The organism is Agromyces sp. GXQ0307, from assembly GCF_044769845.1.
Classification (GTDB): Bacteria; Actinomycetota; Actinomycetes; order Actinomycetales; family Microbacteriaceae; genus Agromyces.
Genome location: NZ_JBIZVY010000003.1, coordinates 401,227 through 416,633 on the forward strand (window position 1 = coordinate 401,227; position 15,407 = coordinate 416,633).

15 protein-coding genes are annotated in these 15,407 nt (G+C 70.6%); 4 read left to right on the plus strand and 11 right to left on the minus strand.

All coding sequences use genetic code 11. The annotated features are described in order from the left end of the window. Window positions 1-15: 15 nt before the first annotated feature. The 3 genes from ACIQH8_RS11905 to ACIQH8_RS11915 all read left to right on the plus strand — a co-directional run bounded on the left by ACIQH8_RS11905 (window position 16) and on the right by ACIQH8_RS11915 (window position 2,907). Window positions 16-783 carry a peptidylprolyl isomerase gene (locus ACIQH8_RS11905; protein WP_400998831.1) on the plus strand — a complete coding sequence of 256 codons (768 nt, stop codon included), beginning with the start codon at window positions 16-18 and terminating at the stop codon, window positions 781-783. Between the two features lie 111 nt (window positions 784-894). Beyond that, window positions 895-2,127 carry a DUF349 domain-containing protein gene (locus ACIQH8_RS11910; protein WP_400998834.1) on the plus strand — a complete coding sequence of 411 codons (1,233 nt, stop codon included), beginning with the start codon at window positions 895-897 and terminating at the stop codon, window positions 2,125-2,127. Window positions 2,128-2,292: 165 nt separating this feature from the next. Next, window positions 2,293-2,907, plus strand: coding sequence for a hypothetical protein (locus tag ACIQH8_RS11915; RefSeq protein ID WP_400998837.1), 615 nt, complete (start codon window positions 2,293-2,295; stop codon window positions 2,905-2,907). Here ACIQH8_RS11915 and ACIQH8_RS11920 read toward each other — a convergent pair. The 11 genes from ACIQH8_RS11920 to pdxS all read right to left on the minus strand — a co-directional run bounded on the left by ACIQH8_RS11920 (window position 2,886) and on the right by pdxS (window position 13,938). After that, window positions 2,886-5,141: a RelA/SpoT family protein gene (locus tag ACIQH8_RS11920; RefSeq protein WP_400998840.1), complete on the minus strand. Its 2,256-nt coding sequence runs from the start codon at window positions 5,139-5,141 to the stop codon at window positions 2,886-2,888. The two genes, ACIQH8_RS11915 and ACIQH8_RS11920, sit on opposite strands and share 22 nt — an antisense overlap. A gap of 74 nt (window positions 5,142-5,215) precedes the next feature. After that, window positions 5,216-6,229, minus strand: coding sequence for a protein translocase subunit SecF (secF, locus tag ACIQH8_RS11925; RefSeq protein ID WP_400998843.1), 1,014 nt, complete (start codon window positions 6,227-6,229; stop codon window positions 5,216-5,218). Beyond that, a complete protein-coding gene (gene secD, locus ACIQH8_RS11930; protein ID WP_400998846.1) occupies window positions 6,229-7,971 on the minus strand; it encodes a protein translocase subunit SecD in 1,743 nt (580 codons plus the stop codon). Before secD ends, secF begins: the two co-directional genes overlap by 1 nt. A 62-nt stretch (window positions 7,972-8,033) precedes the next feature. Next, window positions 8,034-8,384, minus strand: coding sequence for a preprotein translocase subunit YajC (gene yajC / locus ACIQH8_RS11935; protein WP_400998849.1), 351 nt, complete (start codon window positions 8,382-8,384; stop codon window positions 8,034-8,036). A 96-nt stretch (window positions 8,385-8,480) separates the two neighbouring features. After that, on the minus strand, window positions 8,481-9,524 hold the full coding sequence (gene ruvB / locus ACIQH8_RS11940) for a Holliday junction branch migration DNA helicase RuvB (RefSeq protein ID WP_400998852.1): 1,044 nt from the start codon (window positions 9,522-9,524) through the stop codon (window positions 8,481-8,483). Then, a complete protein-coding gene (ruvA, locus tag ACIQH8_RS11945) occupies window positions 9,521-10,141 on the minus strand; it encodes a Holliday junction branch migration protein RuvA (protein ID WP_400998856.1) in 621 nt (206 codons plus the stop codon). Before ruvA ends, ruvB begins: the two co-directional genes overlap by 4 nt. Then, a complete protein-coding gene (ruvC, locus tag ACIQH8_RS11950; RefSeq protein WP_400998859.1) occupies window positions 10,138-10,773 on the minus strand; it encodes a crossover junction endodeoxyribonuclease RuvC in 636 nt (211 codons plus the stop codon). Before ruvC ends, ruvA begins: the two co-directional genes overlap by 4 nt. Before the next feature lie 5 nt (window positions 10,774-10,778). Continuing rightward, window positions 10,779-11,540: a YebC/PmpR family DNA-binding transcriptional regulator gene (locus tag ACIQH8_RS11955; RefSeq protein WP_400998862.1), complete on the minus strand. Its 762-nt coding sequence runs from the start codon at window positions 11,538-11,540 to the stop codon at window positions 10,779-10,781. Between the two features lie 36 nt (window positions 11,541-11,576). Then, window positions 11,577-12,308: a hemerythrin domain-containing protein gene (locus tag ACIQH8_RS11960; RefSeq protein ID WP_400998865.1), complete on the minus strand. Its 732-nt coding sequence runs from the start codon at window positions 12,306-12,308 to the stop codon at window positions 11,577-11,579. A 101-nt stretch (window positions 12,309-12,409) separates the two neighbouring features. Continuing rightward, window positions 12,410-13,054 carry a pyridoxal 5'-phosphate synthase glutaminase subunit PdxT gene (gene pdxT / locus ACIQH8_RS11965; RefSeq protein WP_400998868.1) on the minus strand — a complete coding sequence of 215 codons (645 nt, stop codon included), beginning with the start codon at window positions 13,052-13,054 and terminating at the stop codon, window positions 12,410-12,412. After that, window positions 13,048-13,938, minus strand: coding sequence for a pyridoxal 5'-phosphate synthase lyase subunit PdxS (pdxS, locus tag ACIQH8_RS11970; RefSeq protein ID WP_400998870.1), 891 nt, complete (start codon window positions 13,936-13,938; stop codon window positions 13,048-13,050). Before pdxS ends, pdxT begins: the two co-directional genes overlap by 7 nt. A 123-nt stretch (window positions 13,939-14,061) precedes the next feature. On the opposite strand from pdxS, the gene ACIQH8_RS11975 reads away from it, so the two are divergent. Further along, complete coding sequence (locus ACIQH8_RS11975) at window positions 14,062-15,405, plus strand: aminotransferase class I/II-fold pyridoxal phosphate-dependent enzyme (protein WP_400998872.1); 1,344 nt, start codon at window positions 14,062-14,064, stop codon at window positions 15,403-15,405. Window positions 15,406-15,407: the final 2 nt, after the last annotated feature.

Here is a 15,407-nt window from a genome sequence, read left to right on the forward strand (position 1 = left end):
CCCCGAAGGAGCAGCGTGGCAACGAACGACCGTCAGGCGCGCGAGGAGCGCTCGCGCCTCCGCACCTACCAGGCCCGCCAGGAGGTCCACCGCCGCGCGGTGCGTCGCCGGACGCGCGACAACGTGATCGCCGGAGTGGCGCTCGTCGTGATCCTCACGCTCGCGACCGCGGCACAGCTCTTCTACTTCTCCGGCGGTCCCGGAACGCCGGAAGCGGAACCCACTCCGACGCCGACGCCGAGCGCCGAGGCCGCCGAGGTCCCCTCCCCCGACCTGGCCGAGGACCGCACGTGGGTCGGTGCGCTGACGCTCAACGACACCACGCTCTCGATCGAACTCGACGGCGCCGCGGCGCCGCAGGCGGTCGCCAGCACCGTCAGCCTCGCCGACTCCGGCTTCTACGACGGACTCCTCTGCCACCGCCTCACCACCGAGGGCATCTTCGTGCTGCAGTGCGGCGACCCGAACGGCGACGGCTCGGGCGGTCCGGGCTACAGCTACGGTCCGATCGAGAACGCCCCCGCCGACGACGTCTACCCCGCCGGGACCATCGCCATGGCCCGGCAGGGCGGAGCCGCCGAGAGCCAGGGCAGCGAGTTCTTCATCGTCTACGAGGACTCGACGATCCCGTCGGACGCCGCGGGCGGATACACCGTGATCGGCCGCGTCACCGACGGCCTCGACGCGTTGCGCACCGACATCACCGACCAGGGCGTCGCCGACGACGCGACCGACGGCGCCCCGGTGCGCCCGGTGAGCATCACGTCGTTCGTCGTGGAGTGAGCGGCGGCGTCCGCGTGCCTCCGCTCGACGGACACGGTCCTCGGGGGTGCAATAGGCTTGATGCCGTCATCCGCCGCGCACGCGGCATCCGCACGACGACAGGGTGAGTTCGTGACCGATTCAGCACAGCAACCGTGGGGCCGCGTCGACGAGACGGGCACCGTCTTCGTGCGGACCAGCGAGGGCGAGCGCGAGGTCGGGCAGTACCCCGACGCGACGCCTGAAGAGGCGCTGGCGTACTTCGAGCGCAAGTACGCCGACCTCGCGGGCGCGGTCGGACTGCTCGAGCAGCGGGTGCGACGCGGTGCACCGGCAGCGGATGTCGCCAAGGCCGTCGCCACGCTCCAGTCGAGCGTCGCCGACGCTCACGCCGTCGGCGACCTCGAGTCGCTCACGCGCCGGCTCGAGGCGCTCTCCGGCACGACGCAGGAGCTCACCGCGCAGCAGCAGGCCGAAGCCAAGGCCGCGCTCGCCGACGCGATCACCGAACGGACCCGCATCGTCGAGGAGGCCGAGGCCCTCGCTGCGCAGGACCCGTCGAAGACCCAGTGGAAGCAGACCTCCGCCGAGCTCGACGCCCTGTTCGCGCGCTGGCAGCAGCACCAGCAGGAGGGCCCACGCCTGCCCAAGGGGGAGGCGAACGAACTCTGGAAGCGGTTCCGCGCCGCGCGTTCGACGATCGAGCAGCACCGCAAGGCGTTCTTCGCCGAGCTCGACGCGGCCCACCGGGAGGTGCGACAGCGCAAGCAGCGCCTCATCGAGCGCGCCGAGGCGCTCGCCCCGCGCGGCGCCGATGGGGTGGTCGAGTACCGGTCGCTCCTCGACGAGTGGAAGCAGGCGGGCCGCGCAGGCAAGAAGGTCGACGACGCACTCTGGGCGAAGTTCAAGGCTGCGGGCGACGTGCTCTTCCAGGCCAAGGCCGAGATCGATGCGAAGGACGACGAGGAGTACCGCGCGAACCTGACGCAGAAGCTGGCACTGCTCGACGAGGCCGACGCGCTGCTCTCCTCGAAGGACGCACGCGCCGCGCGCGCCTCCCTCAACGGCATCCAGCGCCGCTGGGACGAGATCGGGCGCGTGCCGCGCGATCAGGTCCGGACCGTCGAGGACCGTCTCCGAAAGGTCGAGAACCACGTGCGCGGCCTCGAGGACGAGCGCTGGGAGCGCGAGGACCCCGAGAAGAAGGCGCGATCCGAGGGCATGCTCGGCCAGTTGCACGATGCGATCGCGAAGCTCGAGGCCGAGCTCGCCGAGGCCGAGGCCGCCGGCGATGCGAAGGCCGTCGCCGCGGCGCGGGAGGCGCTCGACGCCCGCCGGGCGTGGCTGAAGGCCGTCGGCGGCTGAGTCGCCCCATCGTCGACCGACCCGTCGTCGCGTTCGCGGCGGCGGGTCGAGGTGCGTCATCGCCCGCACGCGGCGTTCCACCGCGTGTCCACAGGCCTCGGCGATGATCCACAACCTGCGATGATCACCGCCCACGGTCGCGCCGGATGCCGCAACATGGCTCGCATGGCCCGACTCCCCTCCGTCCTCGACCTCGACGACCTCCCGTTGGCCGAACTCTGCGCCGCGAGACTCGATGGCGAGGTGATGCCGATCGGGGCCGGATGGTGCCCGATCGACGAGCCCGATCTCCCGAGCCTCCGCGCCGCATCGGTGTCGCCACGACTGCCGCCGCCTTTCGTCGTCGAGCGCCGCTCCGCGGCGTGGGTGCACGGTGCGCTGCCTGCTCCGCCGCCCGTCGCCGAATGCTGTGTCCCGCACTCCGCACGCGTGGCGATCCGATCGCTGCCGGCGGGCATGCTCCTGCGCGAGGTGGCGATCGAGGCCGCCGACATCGTCGTCATCGGCGGCATCCGATGCACCACGGTGCACCGCACCGTCTACGATCTCGTTCGCGACGCCGATCCCGCTCGCGACGCCGTCGACATCGTGGCGGCGCTGCTCACGAGCGATCGTTCGGCCGGCCACGCGGTGCGCGCACGCCTGGAGCGTGCCCATCGCCTGCCGCACAAGGCGGCCGCGCTCGCGCGCCTCACCTCCGCCGAGATCGTCGCGGCAGGTCCGCCGTCCGTCGTGGCGGCACGCCCGCGCGTCGCGGATCAGCCGTCGCTGACCCGGTAGACGTCGTAGACGGCGTCGATGCGTCGAACCGCGTTGAGGACGCGGTCGAGGTGGGTGGTGTCGCCCATCTCGAACACGAAGCGGCTGATGGCGAGCCGGTCCGACGAGGTCGAGACGTTCGCGGAGAGGATGTTGACGTGGTGCTCGCTGAGCACGCGGGTCACGTCGGAGAGCAGTCCGGCGCGGTCGAGCGCCTCGATCTGGATCTGCACCAGGAACACGCTCTTCGAGCTCGGCGCCCACTCGACGTCGATCATGCGGTCGGGCTCGCGGAGCAGTGACTGCACGTTGTGGCACGACGCCTGGTGCACCGACACGCCGGACCCGCGGGTGATGAACCCGACGATGTCGTCGCCGGGAACCGGCGTGCAGCACCGCGCGATCTTCACGAGGATGTCGGGCGCGCCTCGCACGAGCACCCCGGAGTCGCTCGTCCGCGGGAGCGGGCGCGACCGCACCGGGATGGCCGGCAGTTCCGGCTCGTCTGCATCGTCGACGTCCCGCACGAGGGCGATGACCTTCTCGATGACCGACTGCGTCGACACGTGCCCCTCGCCGACCGCCGCGTACAGCGCGGAGACGTCGTCGTAGCGCAGCTGTGCGGCGACCTCGGCGAACGACTCCTGGCTCATGAGCTTCTGGAGCGGCAGATTCTGCTTGCGCATCGCGCGGGCGATCGCGTCACGCCCGTGCTCGATGGCCTCGTCGCGCCGCTCCTTCGTGAACCACTGCCGGATCTTGCTGCGGGCCCGCGGGCTCTTGACGAAGTTGAGCCAGTCCTTGCTGGGGCCCGAATCGGGGTTCTTCGATGTGAAGACCTCGACGACGTCACCGCTCACGAGCTCGCTCTCGAGCGGCACGAGCCGGCCGTTGACCTTCGCCCCCATCGTGCGATGGCCGACCTCGGTGTGCACGGCGTAGGCGAAGTCGACCGGCGTCGCACCGGCGGGCAGGCCGATCACGCGACCCTTCGGGGTGAAGACGTAGACCTCCTTCGCGCCGATCTCGAACCGCAGCGAATCGAGGAACTCCCCGGGATCGGCGGTCTCGGCCTGCCAGTCCGAGATGTGGGCGAGCCAGGCCATGTCGGCGTCGCCGCGCGTCGCGCCGCCGTCGGTGTGGCCGGCGGCCATCCGCTCCTTGTACTTCCAGTGCGCTGCGACACCGTACTCGGCACGCTGGTGCATGTCGTGCGTGCGGATCTGGATCTCGACGGGGCGACCCTTCGGGCCGATCACCGTCGTGTGCAGGGACTGGTACAGGTTGAACTTCGGCGTCGCGATGTAGTCCTTGAACCGGCCGGGAACAGGGGTCCATCGCGCGTGGATGGAGCCGAGCACGGCGTAGCAGTCCCGCACCGAGTTCACGAGGATCCGGATGCCGACGAGGTCGTGGATGTCGTCGAAGTCGCGGCCGCGCACGATCATCTTCTGGTAGATCGAGTAGTACTGCTTCGGCCGGCCCACGACCTTGCCGCGGATGCGTGCGGCCTTGAGGTCGTCGGAGACCAGGTCGATCACCGACTGGACGTACTCCTCGCGTTGGGGCGTGCGCTGCTTGACCAGGCTCTCGATCTCGGCGTAGAGCTTCGGGTAGAGCACCGCGAACGAGAGGTCCTCGAGTTCCCACTTGATGGTCTGGATTCCGAGGCGGTGCGCGAGCGGCGCGTAGATCTCGAGCGTCTCGGTGGCCTTTCGCGTCGCCGACGCCGCCGGGACGAAGCCCCACGTCCGGGCGTTGTGCAGCCGGTCGGCGAGCTTGATGATGAGCACCCGGATGTCCTTCGACATCGCGACGATCATCTTGCGGACGGTCTCGGCCTGCGTGGAGTCGCCGTACTTGACCTTGTCGAGCTTCGTGACCCCGTCGACGAGCATCGCGATCTCGTCACCGAAATCGGCGCGCAGCTGGTCGAGGGTGTATGCCGTGTCTTCCACGGTGTCGTGGAGCAGCGCGGCGGCGACGGCCTTGGAGCCGATACCGAGGTCGGCGAGGATCTGGGCGACCGCGATCGGATGCGTGATGTACGGCTCGCCGCTGCGTCGCTTCTGCCCCTCGTGGGCGCGCTCGGCCACCGTGTAGGCGCGTTCGATGACCGACAGGTCGGCCTTCGGGTGGTGCATCCGCACGGTGCGCATGACGTTGTCGACCGCCCCCGCGGGGAGTGCCTTGGAGAAGATCCGAGGCACGAGTCGACGCAGTGACGCTGTCGAGTTGACACCGGTATCGGTCATGAGCCCCGCACCTCCAGACCTCAATTATCACCGCTTCCGAAGCGGTCGGGTGACATCGAGGTCCGGTCGATGCCTCAGGCGACCGGCAGTGCCTCGGCCGACGACCCGCCCGCGCGCTCCCGCTCCTTGAGGACCTTCTGGTCGTGCCGCTTGATCGCCGGCTCGCCCTCGCGCAGCTGCGAGTAGAGCGGTGCGGCGATGAAGACCGTCGACCACGTACCCACGAGGATGCCGATCAGCAGCGCGAGCGAGATGTCGCGGAGCGTGTCGGCACCGAGCACGCCGGCGCCGATGAAGAGGATGGCGGCGACCGGAAGAGCCGCCACCACGCTCGTGTTGATCGAACGCACCAGCGTCTGGTTCACGGCGAGGTTGACGGACTCGGCGAACGTCCGACGCGATTCCTGGCCGTCCTCGGATGTGTTCTCGCGGATCTTGTCGAACACCACGACGGTGTCGTATAGCGAGTAGCTGAGGATCGTCAGGATGCCGATGACCGCCGCCGGGGTCACCTCGAAGCCGACCGCCGCGTAGAGTCCGGCGGTCACGATCAGGTCGCCGAGGAGCGACAGGATCGCTGCGAGCGACATCTTCCACGTGCGGAAGTACAACGCCATGATGACCGCGGCCAGGAGGAGGAACGCCGCGAGGCCGAGGAGCGCCTGCCGCGTGATGTCCGCACCCCAGCTCGCGCCGATGAACGAGGATGTCACCTCGGACTCGGGCACACCGTAGGCGTCGGCGAGGGCGGTGGTCAGGTCGCGGGACTCGGCCTGCTCGAGCTGGTCGGTCTGCACGCGCACGCCGTCGGTACCGACGATCGTCACGCGGGCGACGGCGCCGGGGACGACCTCGCCGACCGCGTCGATGGCCGGCTGCTCGGTCGCATTCTCCACCCCGGAGATCTGGAACTGCGAACCCCCGCGGAACTCGATGCCGAAGTTGAAGCCGCGCACGACGGGGATCAGGACGGACAGGATGATGAGCACGGCCGCGATGGCGTACCACTTCCTGCGCCCGCCGACGAAGTTGAACGAACGCTTGCCCGTGTAGAGGTCGTTGCCGAACGTGGTGAGTCGGTTGGCCATCAGGACTCCTTGCTCTCGCCGGCGCCGACGGTGGCGTCGGCCTGCGCGGCCTTGCGCTCGGCGATGGTCTGGCGCTTCTGCGCCTCGCGCGAACTGGATGCCGCCTTCTTCGCCGGGACGGCGACCGGCTTGCGGAACTCTGCACGACCGCGATAGACCGCTCCGAGCGCCTGCGGGTCGAGCCCCGACCACGAGTGCCCGCTGGAGAAGAAGCGCGTCTGCGCCAGCAGCTGCAGCATCGGGTGCGTGAACAGGATGACGACGATGACGTCGATGATCGTGGTCAGACCGAGGGTGAACGCGAAGCCGCGCACGCTGCCGACGGCGAGGATGTACAGCACAACCGCCGCGAGCAGGTTCATCGACTTCGACGACAGCACGGTACGCAGCGCGCGCTTCCATCCGGCCTCGACCGCCCCGACGAGCGGCCGACCGTCGCGCAGCTCGTCACGGACTCGTTCGAAGTACACGATGAACGAGTCGGCCGTGAAGCCGATCGCGACGATCAGGCCCGCGATGCCGGCGAGCGAGAGGCGGTAGCCCTGGTACCAGCCGAGGATCGTGATCATCAGGTAGGTGATCACACCGGCGATGATCAGGGACGCGATCGTGACCGAGCCGAGCGCGCGGTACTGGAACAGCGTGTAGATCACGACGAGGATCAGGCCGATGATGCCCGCGATGAGGCCGGACTGCAGCTGCGAGGTGCCGAGGGTGGCGGAGATCGTGTCGGAGGACTGCACCTCGAAGCTGATCGGCAGCGCACCGAACTTCAGCTGATCGGCGAGGGCCTTCGACGACTCCTGCGAGAAGTTGCCGGTGACCTGCGGCCGTCCGTCGGTGATGACGCCGTTCATCTGCGGTGCCGACAGGACCGCCCCGTCGAGCACGAACGCGAATTGATCGCGCGGCGTCTGGCCGTTCAGCGCGAACAGTCGCTGGCTGACCTCGGCGAACGCCTCGGCCCCGCGCTCGTTGAAGACGATGTTGACGGCCCACTGGCCGGTCGTCGCACCGGTCTGGGTCTGGACCATGCCGTTGGTCGCGTCGACGATGTCCTCGCCGCTGACTTCGACCGGGCCGAGCAGGTACTTGATGGTGCGGGTGGAGTCGCACGTGACGAGCGGCTCGTCGGACGGGGCGACGTTCGCCCCGCTCTCGTCGAGGGCCGCGCAGTCGAACGTGTCGAACTCGTCCTGCAGGGCGGGCGTCACCCAGTTCGGGTCGCTCGCGTCCGTCGGCTCGACGCTCGGCGTCGCGGAGAGCTCCTCCTCCGCGCCGTCGGTCGGCTCGAGGCTCTCGCTCGGGTCGATCGACTGGTTGGTCGCGGCATCCGCGAGCAGCACGGGCCGGAGTTCGAGCTTCGCCGACGACTCGATGCGATTGCGGGTCTGCTCGTCGAGTTCGCCCGGGATCGCGACCACGACGTTCTGGCCGCCCTGAGTCGTGATGTCGGCTTCGGAGACGCCCGAGGCGTCGACGCGCTGGCGGATGATCGAGACCGCCTGGTCGAGCTGCTCCTGCGACACGGTCTCACCTTCGGCGACCTGCGGCGCGAGGATGATCTGCGTGCCGCCCTCGAGGTCGAGCGCGAGCTTCGGGGTCCAGGAGCCACCGCCCCAGATGACGCCGGCCGCGTTGATGCCGAACAGCGCGACGATGAGGACGCCGAGCCAGGTCAGTGATCGCACGGCCTTGCGGACGGGCGTCGGTCGCGAGGACCGCTTGGATGGTGCAGCCACGATTGTGCCTTCTCTGCAGGGAGCCCGCGCAGCATCGCGCGGGCAGAGCTATGGGGTGGGCCTCAGTCGTCCGACTTCTTGGCGTCGGGCGTCTCGTCGTTCGGCGACTCGTCGACGCGCTCGCCGAACTCGGGCTCACCCTCGATCGCGGCGGCGGCCTCGGCGGGCGCCTCGACGGGCTCCACCACGCGGGCGATGGTCTGGCGGTGCACCGTGAGGACGGTGCCCGGCGACGACTCGAGCTCCACGCGGTTCTCCTCCTCGTCGATCGAGAGGATGGTGCCGAACACCCCGAAGTTCGTCATCACGGTCGCGCCCGGCTGGACCTTCGACTGCAGCTCCCGCTGCTCCGCCTGGCGCTTCCGGGAGTTCCGGAACATGAAGAAGATCAGCACCGCCAGGACGGCGAGCATGATGAGAGTCAGCGGATCAAGGACCATGGGGTGGGAAACCTTCCGGTGTGCGCCGTTGCGCACGATCAGGGGCGGGGTGGCCGGAGCCTCAAAGGATTATAGGTCATCGATCGGCAGCGCCACCCCGGTGCCCTCGGCCTCGCGGACGAGTCCGAAGTGCCGCCAGGCGGTGGGAGTGGCCACTCGGCCGCGCGGGGTCCGGGTGATGAGGCCGATGCGCACGAGGAAGGGCTCGACGACGGCCTCGATGGTCTCCGCCTCCTCGCCGACCGAGACCGCGAGCGTGTTGAGACCGACGGGGCCGCCGCCGAACCTGGTGAGGATCGTCATCATGACGGCACGGTCGAGACGATCGAGCCCGAGCGGGTCGACGTCGTACAGCTCGAGCGCCGCCCGGACGGCGTCGACGTCGGCGCGCCCGCCGTGCACGAGCGCGTAGTCGCGGACGCGCCGCAGCAGCCGGTTCGCGATGCGCGGCGTACCGCGGCATCGGCCGGCGATCTCGGCGATCGCGGCCCGATCGATATCGAGCCCCAGCATCAGGGCCGCGCGACCGAGCACCTGCTCGAGCTCGGCCTCGTCGTAGAACTCGAGGTGCGCCGTGAACCCGAACCGGTCGCGCAACGGGTTCGGCAGGAGACCGGCACGCGTGGTCGCCCCGACGAGCGTGAACGGTGCGAGGTCGAGGGGCACGGAGGTGGCTCCTGCGCCCTTGCCGACCATGATGTCGATCCGGAAGTCCTCCATCGCGAGGTACAGCATCTCTTCTGCGGAGCGCGCCATGCGGTGGATCTCGTCGATGAAGAGCACCTCGCCCGGGACGAGCGAGGACAGGATGGCGGCGAGGTCGCCGGCGTGCTGGATGGCGGGCCCGCTCGACATGCGCAGCGGACGCCCGCCCTCGTGCGCGACGATCATGGCGAGCGTGGTCTTGCCGAGGCCCGGGGGGCCTGCGAGCAGGATGTGGTCGGGGGTCCGCTGCTGCATGGCGGCCGCGGACAGGAGCAGCTGCAGTTGGCCGCGCACGCGGGTCTGCCCCACGAACTCCCCGAGGCTCTTCGGTCGCAGCGCGCCCTCGAACGCGAGCTCGGCCTCCGAGGCGAGCTCCGGATCGGTGAGGTCGAGGTCGTGGTCGCTCATTGCGCGCGCGCTCCCTGCTGCGCCGGACCGAGTCGGGCGAGGGTCAGTCTGAGCAGCACCGGCACCGAGGCCGCGGCGGCGTCATCCGCCGCCTCGAGCGTCTCGGCGATCGCCTCGCCGGCGAGCTTCTCGGACCAGCCGAGCCCGGTCAGCGCCGCGAGCACGTCGTCGGCGACGCCGCCCGTCGCGACGGGGGCGCCGCTGGCGGCGGCCGACGGTGCGACCAGCTTGCCGGCGAGCGAGAGCGTGATGAGCTTGGCGGTCTTCGGGCCGATGCCGCTGACACGTCGGAATGCCGCATCGTCTTCCGCCTGCACCGCGCGGGCCACGTCGGACGGGGACATCGCCGAGAGCACGCCGAGCCCGGACTTCGGACCGACGCCGGTCACGCCGATCAGGAGTTCGAAGACCTCGAGCTCGTCGCGCGTCGCGAACCCGAAGAGGGTCAGCGAGTCTTCTCGCACCACCAGCGACGTGTGCACGAGCACCTCGTCGCCGACCCGGCTCCCGAGGACGAATGCGGGGGTGGCGTTCACCAGGTACCCCACCCCGGACACCTCGACGACGAGCGAACTGCCGGACGCCTGGAGCACGCGGCCGCGGAGGGAGGAGATCACTCCTTCACCCTACGGGCTGCCCCCGACACGGCCGCGGCGCGTTCCGCGGCGAGCCACGCCCGCTGCGCCGGGGTGAGCGCGTTGCCCGAGGCATCCCGCCCCGTGCGCGCGACGGTGCCGGCGCCCGCCTGCGCGTCGGCGATCGCCGCACCCGCGACGCCCCCCGTCCGCCACGCGTGGCAGATCGCGAGTGCGAGGGCGTCGGCGGCATCCGCGGGCTTCGGCACCTCGTCGAGGCCGAGGATGCGCGCCACCATCGTGCCGACCTGCTTCTTGTCGGCGCGCCCGTAGCCGGTGATCGCGGCCTTGACCTCGCTCGGGGTGTGCAGCGCGACCGGCAGCACCCGACGCGCGGCGATGAGCATCGCGACGCCCGAGATCTGCGCCGTGCCCATGATCGTCGAGACGTCGCTGCGCGCGAATACGCGCTCGAGCGCGACCGCGTTCGGACGGTGCTCCTCGATGATCGCCTCGAGGCCGTCCGCTATTCGCGCGAGACGGGAGGGCGTGGCCTGGTCGGCCGGTGAGCGCAGCACGACGACGTCGACGAGTCGCGCCGAACGATCGGGCGCCACGTCGACGACGCCGACGCCGCAGCGGGTCAGCCCGGGGTCGATGCCGAGGACCCGCACGGCCCCTACTCCGAGTCCGCCTCGAGCTCGGCCTGCACCTCGGGGGTGAGGTCGAAGTTGCTGTAGACGTTCTGCACGTCGTCGCTGTCCTCCAGCGCGTCGATGAGGCGGAACACCTTCTTGGCCGTGTCGGCGTCGACCTCGACCTTGAGGTTCGGCACGAACTCGATGTCGGCCGACTCGTAGTCGAGGCCGGCTTCCTGGAGTGCCTTGCGCACCTCGACCATGTCGGACGGGTCGGTGACGACCTCGAAGCCCTGCGCGTGCGGCTCGATCTCCTCGGCGCCGGCCTCGAGGGCCGCCATCATGACGTCGTCCTCGGTCGTGCCCTCGCCGGTGACGACGATGACGCCCTTGCGCGTGAAGTTGTAGGCGACCGATCCCGGGTCGGCGAGTGTGCCGCCGTTGCGGCTCAGCCCGGTGCGCACCTCGGCTGCAGCCCGGTTCTTGTTGTCGGTGAGCACCTCGATCATGAGGGCGACGCCGTTCGGGCCGTACGCCTCGTAGGTGATGTTCTGGTACTCGACCGCTTCGCCGCCGATGCCGGCGCCGCGCTTGATGGCGCGGTCGATGTTATCGTTCGGCACCGACGTCTTCTTGGCCTTCTGCACCGCGTCGTACAGGGTCGGGTTGCCGCCGAGGTCGGCGCCGCCGAGCTTGGCCGCGACCTCGATGTTCTTGATGAGCTTGGCGAACGACTTCGCACGGCGCGCGTCGATGACGGCCTTCTTGTGCTTGGTCGTCGCCCACTTGGAATGCCCGGACATGCCTCTCCCGTCACGGTGGTTCAGTACCCCGACATTCTAGGCGGTCGCGGGCACGGCCCCCGGAGCGACGCCGCGGTCCGCGCGCAGGCGGCGCACCGCGCGCTCGTACTGACGGCGACCGACGGTGCGGTACGCCAGCCGGATCGGCGCGGGCATCTCCTTCTCGAACCACGCGTCGCGCTCGGCCTCGGGCACGCTCTCGAGCATGAGGCCGAGCAGCACGAAGATCGGCAGCGGCGGCCTGTGCCGACGGGCGTGCCGGTGGATGTCGTCCCACTCGGCGTCGGAGAGGATCGCGTCGAGCACCGGGAACGCGTCGCGCTCCTCATCGGCGAGGTGCTGTGTGAGCAGGCGGTCCACCTCGTCGAGTTCGGCGGCGAGCCGGGTCGCCGTGCCGGCGTCGGCGTCGCGCGCCCACCGGTCGACGATGGCGTCGACGACGTCCAGCCGGTCCGAGACCAGGCCGTGCTGACGGCGCATGAGCTCGACGTGGAGCCCGCACGCGGGCGCCCGTTCGGTCATGCGGTCCCAGAAGTAGTCGTCCTCGGTGCGGTGGTGCACGTGGAGCAGCGCGGTGATGCCGTGGAGGTGCTTCGAAAGGTGCCTCGCGCGCTCGATCTCGCCGTGCCCGACGCGGCGGACGAGGCGGGGCGCCTCGGCGAAGAGGCGACGGAACAGGCGGTGGATCACCACCACCTCGTCGCTGCGGCAGGTCGTGGCGGGCGCGCTGCGATCGGGCGCACCCGTGCTGGGAAGTCGTGTGGTCATGACGGCAAGGCAAGCGGATGCCGCGGCTCGCCGCGCCCGTGGAGGCCCGCCGTTCCGCCCAGGGACCGCCCGATGGCGGGGCCCGGGCCACCACTGATCGCTCAGACCGAAGCGACGGCCGCGGCCCGGACCTTCCCGAGGAAGTACTCGTGGAATCGGTGGTCGCCCTCGATCTCCGGGTGGAAGCTGGTGCCGATCAGGTTGCCCTGCTCGACCGCCACGACGCGACCGTCGGCGAGCGCCGCGAGCGGGCTCGCCTGCGCTCCCACCGACTCGACGACCGGACCCCGGATGAACACGGCGTGGACCGGCTCGTCACCGAGCGCAGGCACCGCGAGCTCGGTCTCGAACGACTCGTTCTGCGACCCGAAGGCGTTCCGGCGCACGACGACGTCGAGCCCGCCGAGGTTCTGCTGCCCCTCGATCGTGTCGAGCAGCGTGTCCGCGATCATGATGAGTCCCGCGCACGTGCCGTAAACCGGCATCCCCGCGGCGATGCGCCGCTTCAGCGGCTCGGCGACGCCGAACGCCCGCGAGAGCTTGTCCATCACGGTCGACTCGCCGCCGGGGATCACGAGCCCGTCGATGCCCTCGACGTCCTCGGGCCGGCGGACGAGCACGACGCGCGCGCCGAGTTCGCCGAGCACGCGCGCGTGCTCGCGGAAGTCGCCCTGGAGGGCGAGGACGCCGACGGTCGGCCCCGCGGCATCCGTCGCCCCCAGGGACTCGTCGCGAAGGCTCACCATCCGCGCTCGGCGAGCCGGTGCGGAGCGGGCAGGTCGCCGACGTTGATGCCGACCATGGCCTCGCCGAGCCCGCGCGACACCTCGGCGACGACCTTCGGGTCGTCGTAGAAGGTGGTCGCCTTGACGATGGCCGCGGCGCGCTGCTCGGGGTTGCCCGACTTGAAGATGCCCGAGCCCACGAAGACACCGTCGGCGCCGAGCTGCATCATCATGGCGGCATCCGCCGGGGTCGCGACGCCGCCCGCGGTGAAGAGCACGACGGGGAGCTTGCCGGTCTCGGCGACCTCGAGCACGAGGTCGTACGGCGCCTGCAGCTCCTTCGCCGCGACGTAGACCTCGTCGCGCGTCATCGACTTCAGCTGGTTGATCTCGGAGGTGATCTTGCGGATGTGCTTCGTCGCCTCGGAGACGTCGCCCGTGCCGGCCTCGCCCTTCGAGCGGATCATCGCCGCACCCTCGTTGATGCGGCGGAGCGCCTCGCCGAGGTTCGTCGCACCGCAGACGAAGGGCGTCGTGAAGCCCCACTTGTCGATGTGGTTGACGTAGTCGGCCGGCGAGAGCACCTCGGACTCGTCGATGTAGTCGACGTCGAGCGCCTGCAGCACCTGCGCCTCGACGAAGTGGCCGATGCGCGCCTTCGCCATGACCGGGATCGAGACCTCGGCGATGATCGCCTCGATGAGGTCGGGGTCGCTCATGCGGGCGACGCCGCCCTGGGCGCGGATGTCGGCGGGGACCCGCTCGAGCGCCATGACGGCGACGGCGCCCGCGTCCTCGGCGATGCGCGCCTGCTCGGGCGTGACGACGTCCATGATGACGCCGCCCTTCAGCATCTCGGCGAGGCCGCGCTTCACGCGGCTCGAGCCGGTCTCGGCAGTGCTCATCGGGGTTCCCTTTCGAACGGATGGCGCGGACTCGCGCAAATTCTCGGACAAGACGGTTGCTTGGCCTAGGCCAAAAGATAGCATGGGCGGGACCCTGCTCCCGGAACAGCGACGGATCGTGACATGACCCTCGAGATCACCGGCCGATCGGCCGCCGACATCGCCGCGAGCGTGCGCGCCCTCATCGAGCGCGGCGTCCTGCTGCCGGGCGATCCGCTGCCGCCCGTGCGAGGCCTCGCCGACGACCTCGGCGTCAACCGCAACACCGCCGTCGCCGCCTACCGGCAGCTCACGACGGCGGGCATGGTCGTCACGCGGGGACGCGGCGGCACGCGCGTCGCCGACCGGTCCCCCGTCGCCCAGGAGGGTTTCGCGGCCGACAGCGTGCTCCGCGACGTCGCGACCGGCAACCCCGATCCCGATCTGATCCCGGACCCGTCGCGCGCCCTCGCCGGCATGGCCGGGCGCCCGGTGCTCTACGGCGAGCCGGTCATCGACCCCGACCTCGAACGCTGGGCGCACGAATGGGTGGGCGCCGACCTCGCTCCGTCCGACGTGCGACTCACGATCACGAGCGGCGCGGCCGACGCGGTCGAGAGGCTGCTCGCCCAGGCGCTCGTGCGCGACGACGCGGTCGCGCTCGAGGACCCATGCTTCCTCACCAGCATCCACACCGTCCGCGTGGGCGGCTACCGCCCCGTGCCCGTCCCCGTCGACGACGAGGGCATGACCGTCGACGGGCTCCGCTCGGCGCTCGAGCTGGGCGTGCGCGCCGTCGTGTGCACGCCGCGCGCGCAGAACCCGACCGGGGCGAGCCTCTCCGAACGACGGGCCGCCGACCTGCGTGCGGTGCTGCGCGAGCATCCGTACGTGCTCGTGATCGAGGACGACCACTTCTCGATGCTCTCGCGGAGCCCGTACCGTTCGCTGATCGGGCCCGACCATCGCCGATGGGCGCTCGTGCGCTCGGTCTCGAAGTTCCTCGGTCCCGACATGTGCCTCGCCGTCACGGCCTCCGACCGCGAGACGGCCGACCGGCTCGCGATGCGACTCACGCCGGGCACGACGTGGGTGAGCCACCTCCTCCAGCGCCTCGCGCTGGCGCTCGTCACCGACCCCGACGTCGTGTCGGCCATCGACGCGGCCGGCGAGCACTACGCCGAGCGCAACGACGCGTTCGCCGCTCGACTCACGGCGCTCGGTCTGCCCGCGACCGCCGGCGACGGGCTGAATCTCTGGGTGAGCCTGCCCGTGCCCGCCCGCGACGTCTCCGAGCAGCTCATGCGCCGAGGTTGGCTCGTGCGGGCCGGCGACGAGTTCGTGCTCGCCGACGATGCGTCGTCGAGCCGTCGCCTGCGCCTGACCGTGCACGACCTCGCCGAGGCCGACGCCGAGCGGCTCGCTGCCGACATCGCCGCCGCGGTCCGCGCCGCGGGCGGCCGGCTCGCACCCGCCGGGATGGAATGATC

Excerpts from the sequence above, each read along its gene's own strand:
- ACIQH8_RS11960 (WP_400998865.1), bottom strand. The coding sequence starts at position 12,308 with ATGACCACACGACTTCCCAGCACGGGTGCGCCCGATCGCAGCGCGCCC.
- yajC (WP_400998849.1), bottom strand. The coding sequence starts at position 8,384 with ATGCTCGCCGTCCTGGCGGTGCTGATCTTCTTCATGTTCCGGAACTCC.
- ruvB (WP_400998852.1), bottom strand. The coding sequence starts at position 9,524 with ATGAGCGACCACGACCTCGACCTCACCGATCCGGAGCTCGCCTCGGAG.
- ACIQH8_RS11955 (WP_400998862.1), bottom strand. The coding sequence starts at position 11,540 with ATGTCCGGGCATTCCAAGTGGGCGACGACCAAGCACAAGAAGGCCGTC.
- ACIQH8_RS11975 (WP_400998872.1), top strand. The coding sequence starts at position 14,062 with ATGACCCTCGAGATCACCGGCCGATCGGCCGCCGACATCGCCGCGAGC.
- pdxS (WP_400998870.1), bottom strand. The coding sequence starts at position 13,938 with ATGAGCACTGCCGAGACCGGCTCGAGCCGCGTGAAGCGCGGCCTCGCC.
- secF (WP_400998843.1), bottom strand. The coding sequence starts at position 6,229 with ATGGCCAACCGACTCACCACGTTCGGCAACGACCTCTACACGGGCAAG.
- pdxT (WP_400998868.1), bottom strand. The coding sequence starts at position 13,054 with ATGGTGAGCCTTCGCGACGAGTCCCTGGGGGCGACGGATGCCGCGGGG.
- ACIQH8_RS11915 (WP_400998837.1), top strand. The coding sequence starts at position 2,293 with ATGGCCCGACTCCCCTCCGTCCTCGACCTCGACGACCTCCCGTTGGCC.
- ACIQH8_RS11920 (WP_400998840.1), bottom strand. The coding sequence starts at position 5,141 with ATGACCGATACCGGTGTCAACTCGACAGCGTCACTGCGTCGACTCGTG.